The sequence below is a fragment of the Enterobacter cloacae complex sp. P2B genome (assembly GCF_014895985.1).
Classification (GTDB): Bacteria; Pseudomonadota; Gammaproteobacteria; order Enterobacterales; family Enterobacteriaceae; genus Enterobacter; species Enterobacter bugandensis.
Genome location: NZ_JADBQQ010000020.1, coordinates 16,624 through 38,894 on the forward strand (window position 1 = coordinate 16,624; position 22,271 = coordinate 38,894).

Annotated in this window: 16 protein-coding genes and 1 pseudogene; 15 read left to right on the top strand and 2 right to left on the bottom strand. The window is 52.0% G+C overall.

Annotated elements, in window-relative coordinates:
- Positions 1 to 115 precede the first annotated feature (115 nt).
- On the top strand, positions 116 to 1,354 hold the full coding sequence (gene alaC, locus IM313_RS17250; RefSeq protein ID WP_028013978.1) for an alanine transaminase: 1,239 nt from the start codon (positions 116 to 118) through the stop codon (positions 1,352 to 1,354).
- Positions 1,355 to 1,404: 50 nt separating this feature from the next.
- Here the strand turns inward: alaC and ypdK are convergent, their stop codons facing one another.
- Together ypdK and lpxP are read right to left on the bottom strand one after the other, a co-directional pair.
- Entirely contained in the window at positions 1,405 to 1,476 is a 72-nt protein-coding gene (gene ypdK / locus IM313_RS22795; protein WP_099458937.1) for a membrane protein YpdK, read from the bottom strand.
- A gap of 358 nt (positions 1,477 to 1,834) precedes the next feature.
- Positions 1,835 to 2,755, bottom strand: coding sequence for a kdo(2)-lipid IV(A) palmitoleoyltransferase (gene lpxP, locus IM313_RS17260; protein ID WP_028013977.1), 921 nt, complete (start codon positions 2,753 to 2,755; stop codon positions 1,835 to 1,837).
- A 12-nt stretch (positions 2,756 to 2,767) separates the two neighbouring features.
- Here lpxP and IM313_RS17265 point away from each other — a divergent pair, with 12 nt between their 5' ends.
- The 14 genes and pseudogenes from IM313_RS17265 (at position 2,768) to IM313_RS17325 (ending at position 22,269) form a co-directional block, all read left to right on the top strand.
- Positions 2,768 to 2,905 carry a hypothetical protein gene (locus IM313_RS17265; protein WP_162196518.1) on the top strand — a complete coding sequence of 46 codons (138 nt, stop codon included), beginning with the start codon at positions 2,768 to 2,770 and terminating at the stop codon, positions 2,903 to 2,905.
- 643 nt (positions 2,906 to 3,548) lie between these two features.
- Positions 3,549 to 4,046: a type VI secretion system contractile sheath small subunit gene (tssB, locus tag IM313_RS17270; RefSeq protein ID WP_041908834.1), complete on the top strand. Its 498-nt coding sequence runs from the start codon at positions 3,549 to 3,551 to the stop codon at positions 4,044 to 4,046.
- Positions 4,047 to 4,078: 32 nt separating this feature from the next.
- Positions 4,079 to 5,623, top strand: coding sequence for a type VI secretion system contractile sheath large subunit (gene tssC / locus IM313_RS17275; RefSeq protein ID WP_049000936.1), 1,545 nt, complete (start codon positions 4,079 to 4,081; stop codon positions 5,621 to 5,623).
- Between the two features lie 17 nt (positions 5,624 to 5,640).
- A complete protein-coding gene (gene tssK / locus IM313_RS17280; protein ID WP_049000934.1) occupies positions 5,641 to 6,981 on the top strand; it encodes a type VI secretion system baseplate subunit TssK in 1,341 nt (446 codons plus the stop codon).
- Entirely contained in the window at positions 6,978 to 7,667 is a 690-nt protein-coding gene (gene tssL / locus IM313_RS17285) for a type VI secretion system protein TssL, short form (protein WP_041908837.1), read from the top strand. The genes tssK and tssL overlap by 4 nt, the downstream gene beginning before the upstream one ends.
- The gene (locus IM313_RS17290) at positions 7,664 to 9,370 is read left to right on the top strand and encodes an OmpA family protein (RefSeq protein ID WP_048959739.1); all 1,707 of its coding nucleotides are present in this window, start codon (positions 7,664 to 7,666) and stop codon (positions 9,368 to 9,370) included. Before tssL ends, IM313_RS17290 begins: the two co-directional genes overlap by 4 nt.
- 5 nt (positions 9,371 to 9,375) lie before the next feature.
- Positions 9,376 to 9,867 (top strand): type VI secretion system effector Hcp, encoded by a 492-nt coding sequence (gene hcp, locus IM313_RS17295; protein ID WP_192971236.1) that lies wholly within the window; start codon positions 9,376 to 9,378, stop codon positions 9,865 to 9,867.
- A gap of 159 nt (positions 9,868 to 10,026) precedes the next feature.
- Positions 10,027 to 12,681, top strand: a complete 2,655-nt coding sequence (tssH, locus tag IM313_RS17300; protein WP_049000925.1) for a type VI secretion system ATPase TssH — start codon at positions 10,027 to 10,029, stop codon at positions 12,679 to 12,681.
- A pseudogene (vgrG, locus tag IM313_RS17305) lies at positions 12,678 to 14,397 on the top strand (type VI secretion system tip protein VgrG); the annotation flags it as partial. The gene tssH and the pseudogene vgrG, both read left to right, overlap by 4 nt.
- Positions 14,394 to 15,050, top strand: a complete 657-nt coding sequence (locus IM313_RS22800) for a DUF2345 domain-containing protein (RefSeq protein ID WP_370528517.1) — start codon at positions 14,394 to 14,396, stop codon at positions 15,048 to 15,050. The pseudogene vgrG and the gene IM313_RS22800, both read left to right, overlap by 4 nt.
- Before the next feature lie 9 nt (positions 15,051 to 15,059).
- Positions 15,060 to 15,920: a DUF4123 domain-containing protein gene (locus IM313_RS17310; protein ID WP_192971238.1), complete on the top strand. Its 861-nt coding sequence runs from the start codon at positions 15,060 to 15,062 to the stop codon at positions 15,918 to 15,920.
- Position 15,921: 1 nt separating this feature from the next.
- Complete coding sequence (locus IM313_RS17315) at positions 15,922 to 18,510, top strand: T6SS effector BTH_I2691 family protein (protein ID WP_192971239.1); 2,589 nt, start codon at positions 15,922 to 15,924, stop codon at positions 18,508 to 18,510.
- A gap of 1 nt (position 18,511) precedes the next feature.
- Positions 18,512 to 19,489 (top strand): DUF6708 domain-containing protein, encoded by a 978-nt coding sequence (locus tag IM313_RS17320; protein ID WP_192971240.1) that lies wholly within the window; start codon positions 18,512 to 18,514, stop codon positions 19,487 to 19,489.
- Between the two features lie 182 nt (positions 19,490 to 19,671).
- Positions 19,672 to 22,269 carry a T6SS effector BTH_I2691 family protein gene (locus tag IM313_RS17325; RefSeq protein WP_192971241.1) on the top strand — a complete coding sequence of 866 codons (2,598 nt, stop codon included), beginning with the start codon at positions 19,672 to 19,674 and terminating at the stop codon, positions 22,267 to 22,269.
- Positions 22,270 to 22,271 lie beyond the last annotated feature (2 nt).

Genomic DNA, 22,271 nt, shown 5'->3' on the forward strand with positions numbered 1-22,271 from the left:
TTTTTTTCATTTCCCTCTCGACAGGGTGTTTTTTTTCAGGTTATTTTCTAAGCACGCCACATCGGTGGCAGCGTCGCTCGGACGGTCCGGGCGCTAACGTTAATCTGAGGAATCTATGGCTGAATTCAGTCCTGAACGCCGTTTTACGCGTATCGATCGTCTCCCCCCTTATGTTTTCAATATCACTGCTGAACTGAAGATGGCTGCGCGTCGGCGCGGCGAAGATATTATCGATTTCAGCATGGGTAACCCTGACGGCCCAACGCCACCGCATATCGTTGAAAAGCTCTGCACGGTTGCCCAGCGTCCGGATACGCACGGCTACTCAACCTCGCGCGGTATTCCCAGGTTACGTCGCGCGATCTCGCGCTGGTATCAGGATCGTTATCAGGTTGATATCGATCCTGAAAGTGAGGCGATTGTCACCATCGGCTCGAAAGAAGGGCTGGCACATCTGATGCTGGCCACGCTGGATCACGGTGATACGGTGCTGGTACCCAATCCAAGTTACCCAATCCATATCTACGGCGCGGTGATTGCCGGGGCGCAGGTTCGCTCTGTTCCGCTGGTGGAAGGCGTCGATTTCTTTAACGAACTGGAACGTGCCATTCGCGAAAGCTACCCGAAACCCAAGATGATGATCCTCGGTTTCCCGTCGAACCCAACGGCCCAGTGCGTGGAGCTTGATTTCTTCGAGAAAGTTGTCGCTCTGGCCAAGCGTTATGACGTGCTGGTGGTTCATGATTTAGCCTACGCCGATATCGTCTATGACGGCTGGAAAGCCCCGTCGATAATGCAGGTTCCCGGGGCGCGTGACGTGGCGGTGGAGTTCTTTACCCTGTCGAAAAGCTACAACATGGCGGGCTGGCGTATTGGCTTTATGGTGGGTAACAAAACGCTGGTAAGTGCACTGGCGCGCATCAAGAGTTACCACGATTACGGTACCTTCACGCCGCTGCAGGTTGCCGCTATTGCCGCTCTGGAGGGCGATCAGCAGTGCGTTCACGACATTGCTGCTCAGTATAAACGTCGCCGCGACGTACTCGTAAAAGGGTTACATGAGGCTGGCTGGATGGTGGAGATGCCGAAAGCGTCCATGTACGTCTGGGCGAAAATTCCGGAACCGTACGCAGCGATGGGTTCGCTGGAGTTTGCTAAAAAGCTGCTGCAGGACGCGAAGGTGTGTGTGTCCCCGGGTATCGGCTTTGGTGATTATGGCGATACCCACGTGCGCTTTGCTTTAATCGAAAACAGCGACCGTATTCGTCAGGCGGTGAGGGGCATCAAGAGTATGTTCCGGGCCGATGGCCTGCTCTCAGCAAAGAGCGTTGCTGAAAACCCCGTGTCCTCATGACAAAAAAACAGGAGCCAAATGGCTCCTGTTTTTTTGACTGCATGTTCTCACTAGATCATCAGGGCAAAGGTTCCGGCCCAGACTAAAACGATCACCGAAATGCCCATAAAGAAATATTTCACGTTTCATCGCTCCGCGTATCTTGTGGTACGCATTTAAAAACAGAGTCCAACTGATTATAGAGAACTGAAATCCCGGCTAAACAGAAATGAGAATTTTCCCGTTACGCCGATGATTCCCGCTCAGAATTCTGTGCTTTCCTGGTGCCAGACGGCGCTAATGTACGCTTAAAAATGAGGGGTGACAAGAGGGATTTTTTTAAATAATTTCCGCCACTTACGAGTGTCGTGGAACGGCGACAGTTTGATTTCACAGCGCAATAAATTCACTTTGGGCGACGCCATCAAAGACGGTTTTGCAGTGAGATGACAGGTGGTTGAAAAGGCTAGTTTCTTAGCGAAACTAACCTTCATGCAGGGCTTAAATATAGAGGGAGGCTTCACCAAGAGGACGCGTTTTGAAACGGCGATGCATCCAGAGATATTGCTCCGGTGCGCGCATGATTTCAGTTTCGATGACCTTATTGATAAACGCTGCCGCTTCACACTCGTTTTCCGGATAGTTAGCCATTTCCGGAGAGATGTGCAGACGGTAGCCTGACTTATCCGCTTTTCTCACCATCGTCACGGTCAGCATGGAGGCACCTGACAAACGCGAAATGACGAAAGTCCCGTTGGTCGTCGCTACATCCTTCACGGCAAAGAAGGGGGCAAAGCTGCTGCCTTTGCGTCCGTAATCCTGGTCAGGAGCAAACCAGACGGCCTCACCTTTCTTCAGGGCACCGACCATACCGCGCAGGTTGTTACGGCTGATCATCGCTTTATTGGAGCGCATGCGGCCTCGCGTCTGAACCCACTCCATCAGTGCACTGTTGTGCGGTCTGTAGGTCGCCATCATCGGCTGACAAAGGCCCATCACGCGCCCGCCCAGCTCCAGCGACATAAAGTGCACGCCAACAACCATCACGCCGCGTTTTTGCAGCTGAGCGCGTTTAAGGTTGTCCAGTCCTTCTACATCAAACCACTTGCGGACGCGTTCATCCGGCCAGAACCAGGCCATGCCGGTTTCAAGCAGCGCCATGCCGATGGATTTAAAGTTTTCAGAGATCAGTTTTTCGCGCTCTTCAGCATTGTACTGAGGAAAGCAAAGCTCGATGTTTTTACGCGCGATAGATTCGCGACGCTTCAGGAAATAGCGGGATGCGCTGCCCAGTTTCGACCCCAGCATACGCAGCACAGGGTAGGGGAGCTGTACCAGCAGCCAGAGAACGCCAAGACCAAACCATGTAAACCAGTAACGCGGGTGTAAAAACGCGCGTTGAAATTTGGATTGAGACAAAATAGAGAAACCTATGTGAAGCCTGTAAAGGTAGCGCAGCGTGTGCGATACGACGTGCCGATAAGACCGTTCTTCAAGGTGATGGTTGCAGGCTTTACCGAACTTTACGGCGTTACCTGGCCACTGCTGATTTGGGTGGGCGGCGTAATGTAGCACCGTTATACGTTATGTGCTATGACTCGTTTTTGATTAAAAAAGCGACGATTCAGGAGGTGTTTGATTTTACAGATTTTATAAACAGCCGCATTGAGAGCACCCCTCCTTCTTGCGCGGCGAGCAGAAGCCTCTGCGCAAGGATAAAGTCAATTCACGAACAAGCACGGTATTAATGATTGACGACTCCTTAAGTATCCGAAAATGAATTTTTTACTACATATAATAAATAAGAATTTTCATAAGGAAAAATCTTATATATTATTCATGCCATCAATAAAATATTCACTTTTCATACTTCTTTCGTCTCTTCTTTTTTGCGTCCCTCAATAGCTTCTTTCAGTTAATTCATGCTTTTTTGACAAAGTGTCGTGATGCAAATCAAAATAAGTTGTTTTTATAAGTATCTCACTGGCTGCGATCCTTTTAACGACATAAATATTTGGTTTGCTCGTAAAGAGTAGTTTCTTTTTCTGGCTTGGCAGGGCATTACACAATAATGGTTTAGCGGAAAATTCTTAAGAAATTTCTCATTGCGGGTTAATGATCTGCGTATTTGATTTTCTGTCGATCATTATTCTATGATTGCGCATCAACGCGATACCGTGAAGTTGGCATAGCAAAACCAAAGAGGGATGATGAGATGGCTGACAGTTTTCAGAATGAAGTGCCTAAGGCACGTATTAACCTAAAGCTTGACCTGCATACTGGCGGAGCAAGCAAGAAAATGGAATTACCATTGAAATTGCTTGTTGCGGGTGATTTTAGTAATGGGCAGGACACAGCGCCAATATTTGAGCGCGAAAAGGTTAATATCACGAAGAACAATTTTGATAGCGTTCTTTCCGAATATTCCCCAAAAGTTAATCTGACCGTTAAAAATACGCTGGCTGATGATGGCGGTGAGGACAACATTCAGCTGACTTTCCAGAGCATGAAAGATTTCACGCCAGAGCAGGTGGCAGCTCAGATACCGCAACTGAAGGCGATGCTGGCGATGCGCAACTTGCTCCGTGATTTGAAAGCCAACCTTTTGGACAACCAGACTTTCCGAAAAGAGCTGGAAAAAATCGTTCTTGACCAGTCGCTTAGCGCTGAGTTGCGAAATGAATTATCCGCACTGGCGTCAAAAAAATCCTAACCATCAGGCTGTTTTAACGGATTAATCAAGGAATGCTCATGTCTGTACAAAATAATATTACTGGCGGTGAAAGCGTGGTGCTGGAGCGCCCAGCAGCGGGTGGGGTTTACGCTTCCCTGTTTGAGAAAATCAATCTGAGCCCGGTCTCTGAGCTGAGCGCGCTGGATATCTGGCAAGATGCGCAGGCGATGTCGGATGCCACCGCCGATGAACGTCTGACTGCAGGTATGCAGGTCTTTCTGGAGTGTCTGACCAAAGCAGGCTCGAAAGTCGAAAAACTGGATAAAAGCCTGATTGATCACCATATCGCTGAGCTTGATTTTCAGATCAGCCGCCAGCTGGACGCTGTAATGCACCATGATGAATTTCAGGCGGTTGAGAGCCTGTGGCGCGGTGTGAAGTCGCTGGTGGATAAAACCGATTTTCGCCAGAATGTGAAAATTGAGCTTCTGAGTATGTCTAAAGAAGACCTGCGCCAGGACTTTGAAGACTGTCCGGAGGTGATCCAGAGTGGTCTGTATAAACACACCTACATCGACGAATATGATACCCCGGGCGGCGAGCCGATTGCGGCGCTGATTTCCGCTTACGAGTTCGACGCTTCAGCGCAGGATGTCGCTCTGCTGCGCAATATCTCTAAAGTCTCTGCTGCGGCACATATGCCGTTTATCGGCTCGGCAGGCCCGAAATTCTTCCTCAAGGAGTCAATGGAAGACGTTGCGGCGATTAAAGATATTGGTAACTATTTTGACCGCGCCGAGTACATCAAGTGGAAATCGTTCCGCGATACGGACGACGCGCGCTACATCGGTCTGGTGATGCCCCGCGTACTGGGTCGTTTGCCGTATGGTCCGGATACCGTTCCGGTTCGCAGCTTCAATTATGTCGAAGAAGTCAAAGGTCCGGATCACGACAAATACCTGTGGACCAACGCATCGTTTGCTTTTGCGTCCAACATGGTGCGCAGCTTTATCAATAATGGCTGGTGTGTACAGATCCGTGGGCCACAGGCTGGTGGTGCGGTTCAGGACCTGCCTATCCATCTGTACGATCTCGGTACTGGCAATCAGGTAAAAATCCCGAGCGAAGTGATGATTCCTGAAACCCGTGAATTCGAATTTGCGAATCTGGGCTTCATTCCTTTGTCCTACTACAAAAACCGCGACTATGCCTGCTTCTTCTCGGCTAACTCCACGCAGAAACCGGCGCTGTATGACACCGCAGATGCAACGGCGAACAGCCGCATCAATGCGCGTCTTCCGTACATCTTCCTGCTGTCGCGTATCGCCCACTACCTGAAGCTGATTCAGCGCGAAAACATTGGCACCACTAAGGATCGCCGACTGCTTGAGTTGGAACTGAATACCTGGGTCCGCAGCCTGGTGACCGAAATGACCGATCCGGGCGATGAACTTCAGGCGTCTCACCCACTGCGTGACGCGAAGGTAGTGGTGGAAGACATTGAGGACAACCCGGGCTTCTTCCGCGTGAAATTGTACGCTATCCCGCACTTCCAGGTGGAAGGGATGGACGTCAATTTGTCGCTGGTTTCCCAGATGCCGAAAGCGAAATCGTAAAAACAGGCAGGAAGCCGATGAAAACGGAACAACCGTTATGGGGTAGGGGCATTATGGTTTCTCCCCAGCATTTTCAGCAACAGGTCGCGTATGCGGCCTGGTCTGCCGAATGTATTGCCCGGCTGGGACTCATCTCACCCTGGGGGGTCATTGACGCCACTTTCGAACCGGAATCTCTCAAGCTTGGACGTCTCCAGGCCCGTCATCTGCATGTCCGTTTTCAGGACGGAACGCTGATTGATACAGACAATGCAGATTCTCTGCCGCCTGTGTTGTCGCTTGAAAGTGAATCGCAGGAAGTGACGGTGATGCTGGCGCTTCCGCTTCTGCGGGCGAATGGCGGTAACTGCCTTAAACCCGATGAAGTGGCCGAGCGCCCGGTGCGTTATCGCCAGCGCTGGCGGGATGTGCGCAATGCATTTGGGGAAGACACCCGTCAGATTGCGGTGATGCAACCGGAACTGACGCTGCGTTTTGACCATCAGAACAACAGCGATTATCTGACTTGTCCGGTCGCCCGCCTGCAGCAAGATTCGCAGGGTGCATGGCAATTAGATGAGACGTTTCTCCCCCCTCTGTTGACCATTCATGGCAGCCGCTGGCTGGTGACGCAACTGGAACAGCTAATGACCCAACTGCGGGCTCGACTCTGTCGTCTGATGGCAATGCGGCGCGAAAGCAATGAGCGTATGGCTGACTTTGCCGTGGCAGATGTATCGCTTTTCTGGCTACTCAACGCGCTGAACAGCGCAGAGCCCGTGCTTGGTCAGTTCCAGCGTAACCTGCAAAGCCCACCGGAACGTCTGTATCCGGAGCTTTCTCGCCTGGCGGGGAGCTTGCTGACATTTTCTCTGGAGCACCAGGTGAACGCCATTCCGGTCTGGCATCATGAGCAACTCAACGCGGTATTTCCGCCGTTGTTTGATTTACTTAGCGATCTGCTTGAAGCCAGTCTGCCGTCCCGCGTGGTGGCTCTGACGCTCGACTATGACCCACGACTGCACTTCTGGCAGGCTCGCCTGCATGACCCGCGTCTGCGCGAAGGAGCGGATTACTATCTTTCTGTACGGTCGCCGATACCGGTGGCGCAGTTGCAGGAACAGTTCCCGCGCCAGTGTAAAGTGGGCAGTCCTGACCATGTGCGTGGGATCGTCAACTCATCCCGCGTGGGTGTACCGCTGATGCCGCTGCGTCATGTGCCAGCCGCCATTCCGCTGCGCCTGGAAAATCAGTATTTCAGTCTCGACCTCTCGCATCCTTTGGCGGCCGAAATGCTCCAGAGCGGGACATGCATGTTTTACGTCCCGGGCATGCTTGGTGAGCCTGAACTTGAACTCTTTGCGGTACTGAGAACATGAGTGAGCGTAAACGCGGCATTGCCGTGCCTGTTGATATTGACGCACTGCTGCAGGATACCTGGCTTCAGGTCATCAGCCTTCGCCATGGCCCGCTGTTTCAGGAAGGTGAAGGTCGGGTCTTATGGGAACGCTGTATCGCTGATGTAGAGCGCGTTCAGCGTGAACTAAAAGCGAGTGAGCTCGATGAAGCCAGCTGTAGGCATATCCTCACTGCACAATGTGCATTGCTTGATGAAGCGGTAAAAGGCCGCGGTGTAGAGGATGATGCCTGTGTGCAGTGGTATGACATTCCTTTGCAGGGACACTTCCTCGGCACGATGGATGCCGGTGACACCTTGTGTGACAGGATGCGCGATGTGCTGCGTGAACCTGCACCAGACAATGCCGTACTGACCTGCTTTCAGCGGGTAATGATGCTCGGTTTTCTGGGTAGTTACCGCTCGCTAAGCGATCCTGAGCGTCAGAAGCTGGTCAGCGCCCTCAATGAACGTGTTACGCCGTTCAGCTATCCGCAGACTCACCCTGTTCTGGCAGAGAGTCGCACCGGACGGGGGACGGGAGGCTGGCTGGCGTCATGGCCCGCTCGTATCGGCCTGAGCGTGATTGTTCTTGCCGCGCTCTGGTGGGGACTGGATCAATGGCTCGATCAGATGCTGCTGACCCTGTTGCCGGGAGTCATAAAATGAGTCCTGTACAACAGCGCGGGCTTGCGCTGTGGGCCGCCCTGCTGAGTGCTGTGGTATGCCTGGCTTTTTTGCCGTTATCCCGGCTGGCTTCAGTGCTCGTTCTGCTGGCGATGATCGGGGTTATCGTCGCGTTCTGGTATATCGCCAGACCTCGTGCGGAGCATGACGCCAGCCTGCGTCTGGATGACCTTCCTGAAACCACTTACCGTCAACCTGTGGTGCTGGTTTGTGGTGATATGCCTCTGACCTGGCCGCAACAGTCACCGGTACTGACCGTCACGCAGGGATGCTGGATCCGCGTTGAGGATCATCAGGATCTGGAGCAGGTGGCCCGTCAGGTACTGTTGCAGCGCCCGGACTGGGGGCGTCAGCTGTCGGTGATGGTCAGTGTCTGTCCGCAGAAACATGTCGACAGCGAAGCCCTGACAAGTCGTCTGTTGGCTTTGCGCTGGCAAATTAGTCAGTTGCGTAAAGAAACGGGACATTCTGTGCCATTGATTCTGAATGGTCAGATAGGCAGTGCGATGACGGATGACATGCTCTGGCAGGCCGCTATTCCGGGTGAAGGGTGGACTGTCTGGCGTGAGTCGAATGCGCCTTGTTCAATTGCCGCATGGGTCACCACCGGCGGTGCGCCTGTGATGCAGCAGCAGGTGCTGATGAATAGCCTGATGAGTTGGTTCCATCAGCATGTCCAGGCGGTATTCATCGATGATAATCCTGATGTTCCGGCCATTGCACCTGCAGCAATGCTGTGGGGAATGGGGCCGATTCTTGCCGGAAGCCTTGCGTCATCGGCCTGGACGGCGTGGTTGTCGCGTCATACCGCCATGCAGCAGGTGTCTGGCTGGCACCCAGTGGGAACGGACAGTACGGTGATCTCCCCACTTCCGGATTTCATCCTGCCACAGCTACCGGAAGGGGGAGGACTCACTCCCCGTGCCCGGACCTGGCGCTGCGTCCTTGGCATTTTCACCCTGGCTGCTATCACCGCGCTGCTTTGTAGTGGCTGGAATAATCGCCAGCTATTGCATCGCGTGAGCTTCGATATTGTCCGTTACGATCGCATTTCTATGGATGACTACGGTCCGAAAGCCGACGCCGTTGCCGTCCTGCACAAGGATGCGGCATTGCTGGATGACCAGGCGCGTAACGGCGTACCGGCCCGATTAGGCCTGGGGCTTTATCAGGGGGAGCGACTCCGGATGCCGGTGCTGGAGGCCATCCGTTCGTATGTTCCTCCGCCCCCCAAACCTCAGCCGCAGCCCAAACCAGTACCGAAAATTGTGCGCCTCGACAGCATGTCGCTGTTCGATACCGGCAGATACGACCTTAAACCCGGTTCGACGAAGCTGCTGGTCAATTCCCTGGTCGGTATCAAAGCAAAACCGGGCTGGCTGATTGTTGTGTCAGGGCATACCGATAACACCGGCAATCCACAACTGAACCAGACGCTGTCCCTGAAACGTGCCGAAGCGGTACGCAACTGGATGCGTGACACCGGCGACGTGCCGGAAAGCTGTTTTGCGGTACAGGGCTATGGCGAAAGCCGTCCTGCCGCAACCAACGACACTCCGGAAGGGCGGGCGCTCAACCGTCGTGTCGAAATCAGTCTGGTACCGCAGGCCAATGCCTGTCAGATACCCGGCAAACACCCGGCGTCATCGCAGGATGATGGCGTCTCAGAAAATAAAACGGAGTAATTAACATGGCAATTCCTGTTTATCTTTGGCTGAAGGACGACGGCGGCGCGGACATTAAAGGGTCTGTGGACGTTCAGGATCGTGAAGGCAGCATCGAAGTGGTGGCACAGCAGCACAACCTGTACATCCCGACCGATAACAACACCGGCAAGCTGACCGGGACCCGTATCCACACGCCGTTCCTGTTCACTAAGGAAATCGACTCCTCCAGCCCGTACCTGTACAAGGCGGTGACCACGGGTCAGACCCTGAAATCCGCTCAGTTCAAGTGGTACAAAATCAACGATGCGGGCCAGGAAGTGGAGTACTTCAACACCAAACTTGAAAACGTCAAGGTGGTGAAAGTGAACCCGGTAATGCACGACATCAAGGATCCTTCTTTCGAGAAGCATAACCACCTTGAGCAGATCGAGCTGCGTTACGAAAAAATCACCTGGACCTACAAAGACGGCAACATCATTCATTCCGATTCCTGGAACGAACGCGCCACCGCGTAATCCTGATGCGGGCAGGTTTTTCCTGCCCGCAGTTTTTTGCTGAGCGCCTGAGACGCGGGCGCTCAGCAAAGAAAATACAACCTGCCTGCCTGACCTTATGCGCTTTGGTGAACAGCGAGGGGCGGTAGCGTGTCCAGGAACCGACAAAGAGAGAATCTCATGGAAAATCCAGCCATCCTGTTACGTCGTCTGAACCCTTACTGCGCCCGCGCGATGGAAGGGGCGGCATCGCTCTGCCAGACCCGTGCCCATGCCGAAATTCTGCCGGAGCACTGGCTGCTGAAGCTGCTGGAGCAAGGCGAGGGGGATCTCACTGTGCTGGCACGCCGCTACGAGTGGGATATGGATGGCATCTGGCAGGATCTGCTCGGCTGGCTGGATAAACAACCTCGTTCCGTGCGCCATCGGCCCCAGCTCTCAGAAGACATCCAGACTCTGATGCAGCAAGCCTGGCTACTGGCCTCACTCAATGGTGAAGAGCACATTCGCAGCGTCCATCTGCTGATGGCGCTGGTGGAAAAACCAAAACTGGCTCGTTGTGACGGCCTCTGGCCGTTGTTAACGCTTGGGCAGAGCCAGCTGGAGCGCCTGAGACCGTTGCTGGATGCGCAATCGGATGAGCGTCCGGAAATGCAGCGCGAAGCTGAACTGGCACAGAACCACGGCGGTGAGGTGGAGTTTGTCGGGCGTCCGGCTGGTGAGGAAATGGAAGAGGGGGAACTGAGTCCTGCGCTGCAGAACGCGCTGGATAAATTCACCCTTGATGTCACCGCCAAAGCGAAGGAAGGAAAGATCGATCCTGTGTTTGGCCGTGACACAGAAATCCGCCAGATGGTAGACATCCTCTCTCGTCGCCGCAAAAACAACCCGATTCTGGTCGGCGAGCCGGGCGTGGGGAAAACCGCACTGGTTGAAGGTCTGGCATTGCGTATTGCCGAGGGCAATGTGCCTGAATCCCTGAAAACGGTCACTCTGCGTACCCTCGACCTGGGCCTGCTACAGGCCGGCGCGGGCGTGAAAGGTGAGTTTGAACAGCGCCTGAAAAACGTCATTGATGCTGTGCAGCAATCGCCTGTGCCTGTCCTGCTCTTTATTGATGAAGCGCATACCATCATTGGCGCAGGCAACCAGGCAGGCGGCGCCGATGCAGCGAACCTGCTGAAACCAGCGCTGGCGCGTGGCGAACTGCGGACCATCGCGGCCACCACCTGGAGTGAGTACAAGCAGTACTTTGAACGCGATGCCGCACTGGAGCGCCGCTTCCAGATGGTAAAAGTGGATGAGCCCGACGATGACACCGCCTGCCTGATGCTACGCGGTCTGAAATCCCGCTACGCCGAGCACCATAGCGTGCACATTACCGACGATGCGGTGCGCGCGGCAGTTACGCTTTCTCGCCGCTATCTGACGGGTCGCCAGCTGCCGGACAAGGCAGTTGACCTGCTCGACACCGCCGCAGCGCGCGTCCGCATGAGCCTCGACACCGTGCCGGAGCAGCTGACCTGCATTCGCTCGCAGATCACCTCTCTTGAAATGGAGAAGCAGGCACTGCTGGAAGATATTGCTGTCGGCAATCAGAGCCATGGTGAACGCCTGACCGTCATTGAGCAGGAAGAGAACGATCTTATCGTTGTTCTCGACGAGCTTGAAACTCAATACGGGCAGGAACTGAAACTCACCGAACAACTGCTGGAAAGCCGCCAGGACATCTCCCGTCAGAGCGAGACGCACGCGCTGCAGCAGGAACTGCACGGCATGCAGCACAGCAACCCGCTGCTCTCGCTAGATGTGGATGTGCGCACCGTTGCCAATGTGATTGCTGACTGGACAGGCGTTCCGCTGTCATCACTGATGAAAGATGAGCAGACCGAACTGCTTACCCTGGAAGATGAAATTGGCAAACGTGTGGTCGGGCAGGATGTGGCGCTCGCGGCCATCGCGCAGCGCCTGCGTGCGGCAAAAACGGGTCTCACCTCCGAGAATGGCCCTCAGGGCGTGTTTCTGCTGGTGGGCCCGAGTGGGGTGGGGAAAACCGAAACCGCCCTGGCTCTGGCGGACGTGATGTACGGCGGTGAAAAATCACTGATTACCATCAACTTGTCCGAGTACCAGGAGCCTCATACTGTTTCCCAGCTGAAGGGCTCCCCTCCGGGCTACGTTGGCTACGGTCAGGGCGGTATTCTCACCGAAGCCGTGCGTAAGCGACCGTACAGCGTGGTGTTGCTGGATGAGGTGGAGAAGGCGCACCGCGACGTGATGAACCTGTTCTACCAGGTGTTCGACCGTGGCTTTATGCGTGATGGCGAAGGGCGTGAAATCGACTTCCGTAACACCGTTATTCTGATGACCTCCAACCTCGGCAGCGACCATCTGATGCAGCTGCTGGACGAACAACCTGAATCCACCGAAGGCGATCTGCACGAACTACTGCGTCCGATCCTGCGTGACCACTTCCAGCCCGCGTTGCTGGCCCGCTTCCAGACCGTGATTTACCGTCCGCTGGCGGAAGCGGCCATGCGTACCATCGTGGAAATGAAGCTGTTACAGGTTAGCAAGCGCTTGCATCGCCACTACGGCCTGACCACGCAGATTAATGAGAGCCTGTATGACGCCCTGACCGCCGCCTGCCTGCTGCCGGATACCGGGGCGCGCAATATCGACAGCCTGCTGAATCAACAAATTCTGCCGGTGCTGAGCCAGCAGTTGCTGACCCGTATGGCCGACAGACAAAAACCACGGTCGTTACACCTGAGCTGGAGCGAAGAAGAGGGCATTGGCCTGGAATTTGACGTTCAGGAGGGAGTGGACGCATGAGTAATAATCCTCCGTTAAGGTTCAGCCATAACCACCACCTGCTGGCGGTGAAAGGCTGTGAGTCCGCGCTCGACGTGCTGGCGTTTGAAGGCGATGAAGCCCTGAGCACACCGTTCCGCTACCGTATTGAATTCACCAGCGGTAACCACGCCATCAGCAAAGAGATGATGCTGATGAAAGGGGCTTCCCTGACGCTGCAGGCCCCGGTAGACCAGGGTTACGGCATCAGAGTGCAGCAGGCCGTGCGCACCCTTCAGGGGGTGGTGACCGGCTTTGAACGCCTCAGCACATCAAAAGACGAAACCCGTTATGCCCTGACGCTCCGGCCACGCCTGGCGCTGCTCGACCGCTCGCACCAGAACGCCATTTACCAGGACATGTCGGTCCCGCAAATCGTGGAAAAAATCCTGCGCGAACGTCACGGTATGCGCGGCCAGGATTTTCTGTTCTCGCTCACTAAAGAGTATCCGCGCCGTGAGCAGGTGATGCAGTACGGCGAGAATGACCTGCACTTTATCACCCGCCTGCTGGGTGAGGTCGGTATCTGGTTCCGCTTCACCACCGACATGCGCCTGAACATCGACGTGGTGGAGTTTTACGACAGCCAGCAGGGGTACGAGAAAGGCCTGACCCTGCCGTCGGTGCCGCCGTCAGGCCAGCACTCGCATGGCGTGGATTCGGTGTGGGGGATGGAGAGCCATCACAACGTGGTGCAGAAGCAGGTCAGCACCCGGGACTACAACTACCGTCAGGCCACAGAGGATATGAATACGCTGGTTGACGTCACCCGGGGGGACGCGACCACGTACGGAGAAGCGTATCACTATGCCGACAATTATCTGACGCCGGGTAGCGCGTATGAGCGTAATCCGGCACCCGAGTCCGGGGCGTTTTATGCCCGCATCCGGCACGAGCGCTACCTGAACGGCCAGACGCGGACCCGGGCCATCACCAGCAGTCCGGCGCTCTCTCCGGGGATGCTGCTCAAAGTCACCGGCGGGTATGAAGTGGCGGAGGTATTTGCGCAGGGCGTGGTCATCACGGCGATGCAGACCCACGCGCGGCGGGATGAAGACTTCAGCCTTCGTTTTGACGGTATTCCGGACAGCCCGGATTTCAGCTTCCGCCCCGAGCCGGGAGAACGTCCGGTGATGGCCGGTACGCTGCCGGCCCGCGTCACCAGTACCACTGAAAATGACACCTACGGCCATATCGATAAGGACGGGCGCTACCGCGTCAACATGCTGTTTGATCGTGACAGCTGGGAGACGGGATTCGAAAGCCTGTGGGTGCGCCAGTCACGCCCGTATGCCGGGGACACTTACGGCCTGCACCTGCCGCTGCTGGCGGGCACCGAGGTGGCGATTGGCTTTGAGGACGGTAACCCGGACCGGCCGTACATTGCCGGCGTGCTGCATGACTCGGCGCACGGCGACCACGTCACCATCCGGAACTACAAACGCAACGTCCTGCGCACCCCGGCGAACAACAAAATCCGCCTCGACGACGAGCGCGGAAAAGAGCACATCAAGGTCAGCACGGAGTACGGCGGCAAGAGCCAGCTGAACCTCGGGCATCTGGTTGACAGCGAAAAACAGCAGCGCGGCGAGGGCTTTGAGCTCAGAACGGACAGCTGGGGTGCGATACGGGCGCAGAAAGGGATATTCATTTCGGCGGACGGTCAGACGAAGGCGCAGGGCCAGGTGCTGGATATGGCAGCGGTTAAGCGCCAGCTATCCGACGCCCTGTCTTTGGCTGAATCACTCTCCAGTCTCCTGGAAACTGCAAATATCGATTCACTGGATAATGACACACAACAAAGTTTCTTACAGCAAAGTGTGGATACCCTGCAACAGCCAGTGATTGTGGCGGGTGCACCAGCGGGAATTGCACTTTCCACGCCTCAGCATATTCAGTTCAGTGCTAACCAGAATCAGATATTAACTGCAGGTGGGAATACGGAAATATCAGCGCTAAAACGTATTGCCTTAGTTGCTAAAAAAGCAGTGGTGGTGTTTGCACATGAGATGGGAATGAAACTGATTGCGGCGGCAGGGAAAATCGAAATGCAGGCCCAAACTGACGGGGTTGAAATTACAGCAGCGAAAGGATTAACCATTACCAGTACAGAAGATGAAATCCTTATCTCGGCGAAAAAGAAAATTACCGTGCAGTGCGGTGGTTCTTATCTGACGATTGAACCGGCCAAAATTGAACATGGTACCAATGGTTGCTTTAAAGTAAAAAGTGCTGATTTTGACTATGCGGGACCAGCGAAACTGGATGTTCCCTATCCGAAATTTACCGCCTGCGAATCCATGGCTTCAGAAGCTTCAGGCAAGGGTGATGCGACCATACCGTTGAGCTAAGGACGACTGATGATTAATTACCTGGAGCAGCCTTTGCAACTGGCGGACCATCAATATGCAGTTATTGACCGTATGCGGGTGCCAGAACTGCCGGAAAGCTGGCCGCTTATCGAACTGGTTTCGCCGATGCTGGCACCACAAGCCCATCTTTACCCGTGGCTGATACCGTTGCATGAGCTTCCATCTGTTGAGTGGAAGACGTTGATGGCTGACCTTTCGCGATGCGCAGATCCAACTTCACCGCCGACGAGTGTCCTTTTACTGTCCAGCTCACGCCCAACAAATATTGTACGTAATCTGCTGGTGAATGCGCTGTTTTTAAAGGATACAAACCAACAGGGACATATCCTGCGTTATTACGATCCACGAGTGTTGTTTCATCTGCACTGGATGTTGAGCCCATGGCAATTGTTTAACCATCTACCAGCCCAGGAAATACCGTACTGGACATTCTGGCTGGAGGGAGAGTGGCACACACTGGCTTTCCCGGCTCGAGTTTCTTGCCAGCCCGGAGACCAAACAGAAATTCCGCTGGCGCAATTACAGCGTTGTGGGCAGATAAACCTTGCCCTGGAAAAATTGCCACCCAATCTCGATATGGCGCAGCGCCAGCAAAGTTGTCGAAAAATAGATGCATTGCTTGTGCAGGCAATGATATGTGGACTGCCCACTCAGGAAGATCGTATTGCATTTGCGCTGCATGGATTAGTGCAGCCAGAAGGTTTCTGGATGGCTCCGAAGATGGCTGCATTCCTGGCACTGTCCCAACAGGCTCCTGACTATTATCGTGATGTAACCAGTAACTGGGATGAAAATCTCTGGCAGGAGATGACCCAAATGCAGCCCTATAATAATGCATGGAACAATTAATATGAGTACACAAAAAGGCTGTAAATTCTGTATTCGCTATGGGTTGCCAATTTTACCCGTTCGCCCGGCGGTTGTGGCAAAGGATGATGCATTACCACTTTTGCCAGGTAGCGTCACCCTACCTGCAGTAGCAAAGGGCGAAACTGCATGGACGGGACGCTTGCTGCGTGAGGGCTATTTATACATCTGGTCTGAGTCAGGTAACCGCTGGATAAATTATTTTGTCACTTGCGAAGGATATTATTACCCTCTGCCTGAAAATGGAGATGTGCCTCCTGATATTGCAAATGGCAAGTCTAAGCCATGCGTTACTCAGCCAGAAGAACTGGCGAGTGCATCACTGATAACGCTACCGGTAAAGCCCTTAGGTATGAAAAACGGCGTGTTCTGGTTCTGCTGGTCCGAAGTGGAATGGACACCTGCGGTTCGCACAAAACATGAAGATGTGTCATATCGCATCCAGTATATGCAACGTTTTGACATGGATGCCTGGATTAATAGCGGCAAGGCTGACCAGACTATTGCAATGTCAGCGCTGACAGAAACAGTGGCGGAATACAGTAAATCAGGAGAAAGCTGCAGTGCCAGAATATGGTCCCGCGCCCCCTGGAAAGCGGCCACGACATTTGAAGCCCGTTTAATCAAAAAATTGGCGGACAAGCTTTACCCAAATAAAGGCGTAATGATAGTGCTGCAGGATCCACCTGCAGTGTTGCAGGATCTCTCCGCCCTTATAGACTATGAGCTGCAAAAAAATATCTATAAAAATGCGAAATATCAACGGGAGCTTGCTCTGGCTTCTGCAATTACTGGTTTGAAAGAATCGATGAATCGCCAGTTTGAGCGGGACTCTATAGAGAAGAGTGAGAGCGAAGAGCGTGTGGCGCTTTATGGTCCCTTTGGCTACGCCGGGAATAGCGATGTTCCGGATAATATGTACACTTCGATCGGCGACAAAAAAATGAAGTCTGAAGCAGCCAGGAAGTGGGCGAAGTATGAACAATACTATGAACCATCAAAAGTATCTGACTTTCAGAAGAAATTTAATAAAATTTTACAGCAGTATAACGACAGTGTCGTAAGTCCACGCACCGAAATGTATCTTGAGTGGATAAAGGGCAGCGTATTGCTCGAATATTTTAAGCATAATTTTGATACCCAGGAATTGAAAAGCGGTATTGAATATGTCCAGACGCTGAATTACTGCATTGCCGGGATGCAGGACAAAGTGGGGGTCATTCGTCATTTTAATGATTTGTTGTCAGGGACACCTACAGATGTAACAAATATACTGGCTCGTGCTTTAATATTAAATCAGGATGTTCTGGCTGAAAAGTTAGCTAAAGCTACTGAAGGCTTTTCGGACTGGTTTGCCATTCCCTGGAATGGGATCGCCGATGCCTTTAAAGATGGTATCGAAAAAATGCGTGATAATGCTGCCGGAGTGGCAGGAATATTCATTGGGTTACTTTCAGGTATATTAACAAAACAGATCGCACAGGCATTAGAATCAAACAAAGTCTACGGCTGTTTAGTTGCGATGGGTGCAATAACAAATAAAGCACTGGTTCCTTTAGAAAAAACAGGGAAATATAAAGAGTTTGTTTCTGAAGTGGTCACGCAATTGGCTAAGGAAAGCGGACTGGACAGCAGAGCAAATAAAGACAGCTTACGACATTATGTCAGACGGGAGTTAAGACGACTCAGAATCGACGGGTTGCCAATGGAAGTTGAGGAAACAAAAAAATTTCTGGTCATGGTTGATATTGACAAAGTACACGAGATGGCATCGCTGCCACCCAAAGAGCGTGCTATTGCATTGAGTAAATTACTTCGAACCTCGGCAGATGTTGAGGCTCAGCAATTTAGCCGCTGGCAGGGGGCTGTCCAGCGTGGAGTCACAAAAGCCGGACAGGCTATGCCATTTACATTGGGGGTATGTTCCGGGATTCTTCAGGTTGCAGCACTTTTTATTTCTGCTGATATTCACAATAAAAAAACGCTCACTGCCGATCAGGGAGAAGCGCATTCCCGATTTTGGGCGGGCGTATTAGGTCTTGGAAGCACGACATTAGGCATTATCGAGACCGGTATTAAACAGTTTCAGTTATTTGCCAATGCTGCGTCGAGGCTCCGGGTTTTCAGCTCCGAAACCTTTCGTAGATGGGTGTTTGGTTACCTGGGGAAAGCGTTAGGCGTGGTGGCAGGTGTGATTGCTGTAGGATATGACTTATATCATGCCCTTAACGAATTTAATAAAGGACATACAGGGTTGGCTATTGCTTACGGTCTTTCCGCAGCGGCTGGTGTCTGGTTAGCGGTGGCAGTAGTTGCCGCTATACCTGTCGTAGGAACGTTTATTGCAGTTGTGTTTTTAATTGGTACAGCACTTTATCTGGCATTTCACAATCGCGATAACATTCAAAAATGGCTGGTGCAGTGTTTATGGCGAAGAATACCTGTTGATATAGATGAACCAAAGGTAGAACAAGAAAAATATAAGATGATAGAGGCTGCCGAACTGCCTATATGGCCAACCATGAAAATGGAAATGGATGAACTTAAATTAGCGTTGGGAGTGGAGGGATAAAATGGATTATTACGGTCTTTTCCCTAAATTTAAATTAAACCGGTTTCTTAGTGATGAAGAGAGAACGCATCAGCTAAAAAAAGACGAGACAACTGAACTGGATGGACAATCTTTAGTTCCTGATATGAAAGTGATAACACTAAATTCCCATTATCTGGAGTTGGTTGACAAATATTACTCAGCAAAAGGATTTCTTAGTTTAATCGCTGCATTTGCTTTTTTTGGATTTTCATTGCTCTATGTTACTGTGCTAATTAAGAGTGTTCCCTATATTGATTGGAAATTTTCGACTAGTGAAAAAATGTTTCTGTCGATGAGTTTGATTTGTATTCCAACCATTATAATGACATTCAAAGTCCTTAAAACAGAATGGTTTGCCTGGACACATTACCCCATTCGCTTTGACAGAAAAAACAGACTGGTGCACGTATTCCGGTTAAATGGTTCAGCCTACAGCGTTCCCTGGGATAGCGTTTTTTTCACCACAGGACTGAGCCACAGAAAAGATGCGAACAAAGACTACTACATCAGCGGTCATGTGCTGGCGGATGATAATGAAACCGTGATTGACACCTTCTGTCTGCCGGCCACGCATTCGGACAGGAAACAGCTTGAAAGGCACTGGGAGTTTGTCCGACGTTACATGGAGGAAGGGCCCGAGTCCGTCATTGGGGTTGTTGATTTTTGCCTGCCCATCGCAAAAAAACGCGAGGGCTATCGCTTTGGTCTGCTCTATCTTTTATCCGGCTTTAACGGCGCACCGTTATTTCTGTTCCCGCTCCTGTTTGTGCTGTCCTTTATTTTCAGCGTTCCGCGCTACCTGGCGATGGTGACAAGCAGGTTGCCCGTCTGGCCCGAGAGTATTGAGTCACTGTGCCGGGTTGATAAAGATGACCCTTATCGGGTCGATGCTTCTGGTAATCCTGAACATCTATGGCGGAATCTTTTCAGGAAACCATCAGCAAACAACAGGAAATAAAGATGAAAGGTATAGTGGAAATGGATGACCATAACTTAGCTCCGGGAGCTATGAAGGATAGTGCTGTTCCTGTGCTTTTCATGGCTATAATTATAGTTGCAAGCTAACATCATTACTGAATGATGCAACAACAAATAAATAATGAGTTCTGTATAAACACTGGCGAATGGCTGTAACCAAAAATGAAAACACAAAAAGGCTGCAAATTCTGTATACGCTATGGGTTACCATTTTTACCCGTTCGTCCGGCGGTTGTAGCAAAGGACGACGCATTACCTCATTTGCCTGACAGCATCACTGTACCTGTAGTAGCAAAAGGTAAAACTGCATGGACGGGGCGCTTGTTGCGAGAAGGCTATTTATATATCTGGTCTGAGTCAGGTAACCGCTGGATTAATTATTTTGCCACTGGTGAGGGATATTATTACCCGCTGCCAGAAAATGGAGATGCGCCTCCTGATATTGCAAATGGCAAGGTTAAGCCATGTATTACTCATCCAGAAGAGCTGGCGAATGCGTCACTGATAACGCTGCCGGTAAAACCCTTAGGTATGAAAAACGGTATATTCTGGTTCTGCTGGTCCGAAGTGGAATGGACACCTGCGGTCCGCGCAAAGCATGAAGACGCGTCTTATCGCATCCAGTATATGCAACCTTTTGACATGGATGCCTGGATTAATACCGGTAAGGCTGACCAGGTTATTGCAATATCAGCGCTGACTGAAACTGTGGCGGAATACTGCCAGGGTGCGGACAGCAGTGGTGTCCGCCACTGGTCCCCATCGTACTGGAAGAGGGCAAAGGCGCTGGACGGTTCGAATCTGGTGCTGGCAGCAGAGGCGCTGTCCCCGGGTAAGGGCGGGATTATTATTTTGTCAGACCCAGTGGCGGTAGCGCAGGAACTGAGTGCGTTAGTCAACTATCGCCTGAAAACCCGCTTTGCCGAAGATCCTGAATTTTCCCGTGGCCTCGCGTTATCTGCAACGTTGTCTGGTCTTAAACAGGCCATGACCGAACAATTCAGAAGAGATCTAATTGCTGAAGATAAAACAACGGAACAATGGCCAAAGACGGTGGGAAGCAGGGTTATCGCAGGTATCCCGGTGCCATCGGAAAATGCTGAACAGGAAGCAGAAGAGGCGAAAGACTGGCATAACCGCACTTTTGATGAACGGTTTGAAGTCCGGGCGAAGCAGCGATGGGATAATTATGAAAAATATATTGACCGGGATAAAGAGAAAGCGTTCCTGACGAAATTAGATGCGGCCGTAAATACATACAACGAAAGCGTCATTATTCCGATGACAGAAATGTATCTTGCCTGGCTACAGAGCGAAGCACTTCCCACTTACTTTGAACATAACTTCGACACAAAAAATATCCCATGCGGGGCATTCTATCTGCAAAGCGTAACTGACTGTCTGGAAGGTATGCAGGATCAGAAGTTGGTGTCACAGTGGCTTTATAGTCAGCTCGTTGCGGAGGCTTTCAGTGCTAATAACTATATACTCCAGGCTCTGGTTTTTAATAACGATGAAATAGCGAAGCAGATCCAGGAAAAAGTCAGCAAGGTTTCTGTGGTTGATGCTATTTCGTGGGAAAATCTGATGGATGGCATCAAAGACGCCACTGAGGATTACAGTAAGGTACTGTCTGTAAAGATGGAGAGCTACCTGAGCTGCATCAGTAGTGGTTTTGTGCGCCTCTTGCAGGATATGGCATATAGCAAACCAGCAATCAGTATTGTCGCGATGGTTGCGAACAGCGGCTATGGGTTAAAAACGGTGGTGCTGACGGGTAAGCGCAAATATTTTCTTCGGGCGACTTTGCGTGAAGTCGCCCGGATGACAGATATTCATGATCGTGTTTCACAGGACAAGCTGCACCATCATCTGGATACGGCAATGCGGCGAATGGAGCTGGATGGGGTTCCGATGGAGGACACGCAGGAGCGGCGATTTATGGTGCTGATAGACCGTAATGAAGCCAGAAGAATCAGCGCATTGCCAAAAGATGTGCGTATTCAGGAAACTACCCGGTTTCTTCGTTCTGCTGACGATGTGACAGGCAGTGTGTTCCCTCGTTTTTACAGTACGAATATGTCGGGTCTGAGAGGGGCTACGGTGAATCGCCTTGCGGACACGGCGGGAGGAAGCATCCCGTTTGCAGGGTGTATGGCTTCGTTGATTTTTCAGGGGGGCGCATTAATCGGCGCGGCAGGCGAAAAAGATCTGCTGACCTGGGAAAAAGGTACACGCTTTGGTGCGAATGTGGTGGGGGCATTTGGGACTTCGCTGGAGGTGGCGGAGCGGGCGCTGAATGATCTGAGGGTGCTGAGGCTGAAGGCGATTATACGCAGTAACTTGGGAGCAAATGCGCTCAGAAAGACGACCGGGTTTATTAGTCAGGGGATTAAGGTGTGCTCAAGGGCGGCAATGATTGGTGTTTTTTGGGATGGATTAAATGGTATTAATTATTTTTTCCAAGATAATTATGGAATGATGATAGCCAGTTTTGGTTCTGCTATTGGTGGAGCGTTATTGTCTGGTATTATCACCGGTTTAGTTTTGGGGCCATTAGGAATAGCCTGGGCGTTGGTGCTGGTTTTTGGTTGTGCTATTTATATGGCGTTAAAAGGGGTTAACGATATTCAGAAATGGCTGAAAAGTTGTCTCTGGCGGAAAGTCCCGGAAGGGTTGTATGGTGCCCCAGCTATTTATCCTACCGGGATAATGGAAATGGACGCATTTAATGATGCGATTAAGTCAGAGGATGACTGAAT

Bases quoted from the DNA above. Each gene is read 5' to 3' on its own strand.
- IM313_RS22800 (WP_370528517.1), top strand. From the start codon at position 14,394: ATGGCAGCGGTTAAGCGCCAGCTATCCGACGCCCTGTCTTTGGCTGAA.
- tssK (WP_049000934.1), top strand. From the start codon at position 5,641: ATGAAAACGGAACAACCGTTATGGGGTAGGGGCATTATGGTTTCTCCC.
- tssB (WP_041908834.1), top strand. From the start codon at position 3,549: ATGGCTGACAGTTTTCAGAATGAAGTGCCTAAGGCACGTATTAACCTA.
- tssH (WP_049000925.1), top strand. From the start codon at position 10,027: ATGGAAAATCCAGCCATCCTGTTACGTCGTCTGAACCCTTACTGCGCC.
- IM313_RS17315 (WP_192971239.1), top strand. From the start codon at position 15,922: ATGAGTACACAAAAAGGCTGTAAATTCTGTATTCGCTATGGGTTGCCA.
- IM313_RS17290 (WP_048959739.1), top strand. From the start codon at position 7,664: ATGAGTCCTGTACAACAGCGCGGGCTTGCGCTGTGGGCCGCCCTGCTG.
- IM313_RS17310 (WP_192971238.1), top strand. From the start codon at position 15,060: ATGATTAATTACCTGGAGCAGCCTTTGCAACTGGCGGACCATCAATAT.
- IM313_RS17325 (WP_192971241.1), top strand. From the start codon at position 19,672: ATGAAAACACAAAAAGGCTGCAAATTCTGTATACGCTATGGGTTACCA.
- IM313_RS17320 (WP_192971240.1), top strand. From the start codon at position 18,512: ATGGATTATTACGGTCTTTTCCCTAAATTTAAATTAAACCGGTTTCTT.
- alaC (WP_028013978.1), top strand. From the start codon at position 116: ATGGCTGAATTCAGTCCTGAACGCCGTTTTACGCGTATCGATCGTCTC.
- tssC (WP_049000936.1), top strand. From the start codon at position 4,079: ATGCTCATGTCTGTACAAAATAATATTACTGGCGGTGAAAGCGTGGTG.
- tssL (WP_041908837.1), top strand. From the start codon at position 6,978: ATGAGTGAGCGTAAACGCGGCATTGCCGTGCCTGTTGATATTGACGCA.
- hcp (WP_192971236.1), top strand. From the start codon at position 9,376: ATGGCAATTCCTGTTTATCTTTGGCTGAAGGACGACGGCGGCGCGGAC.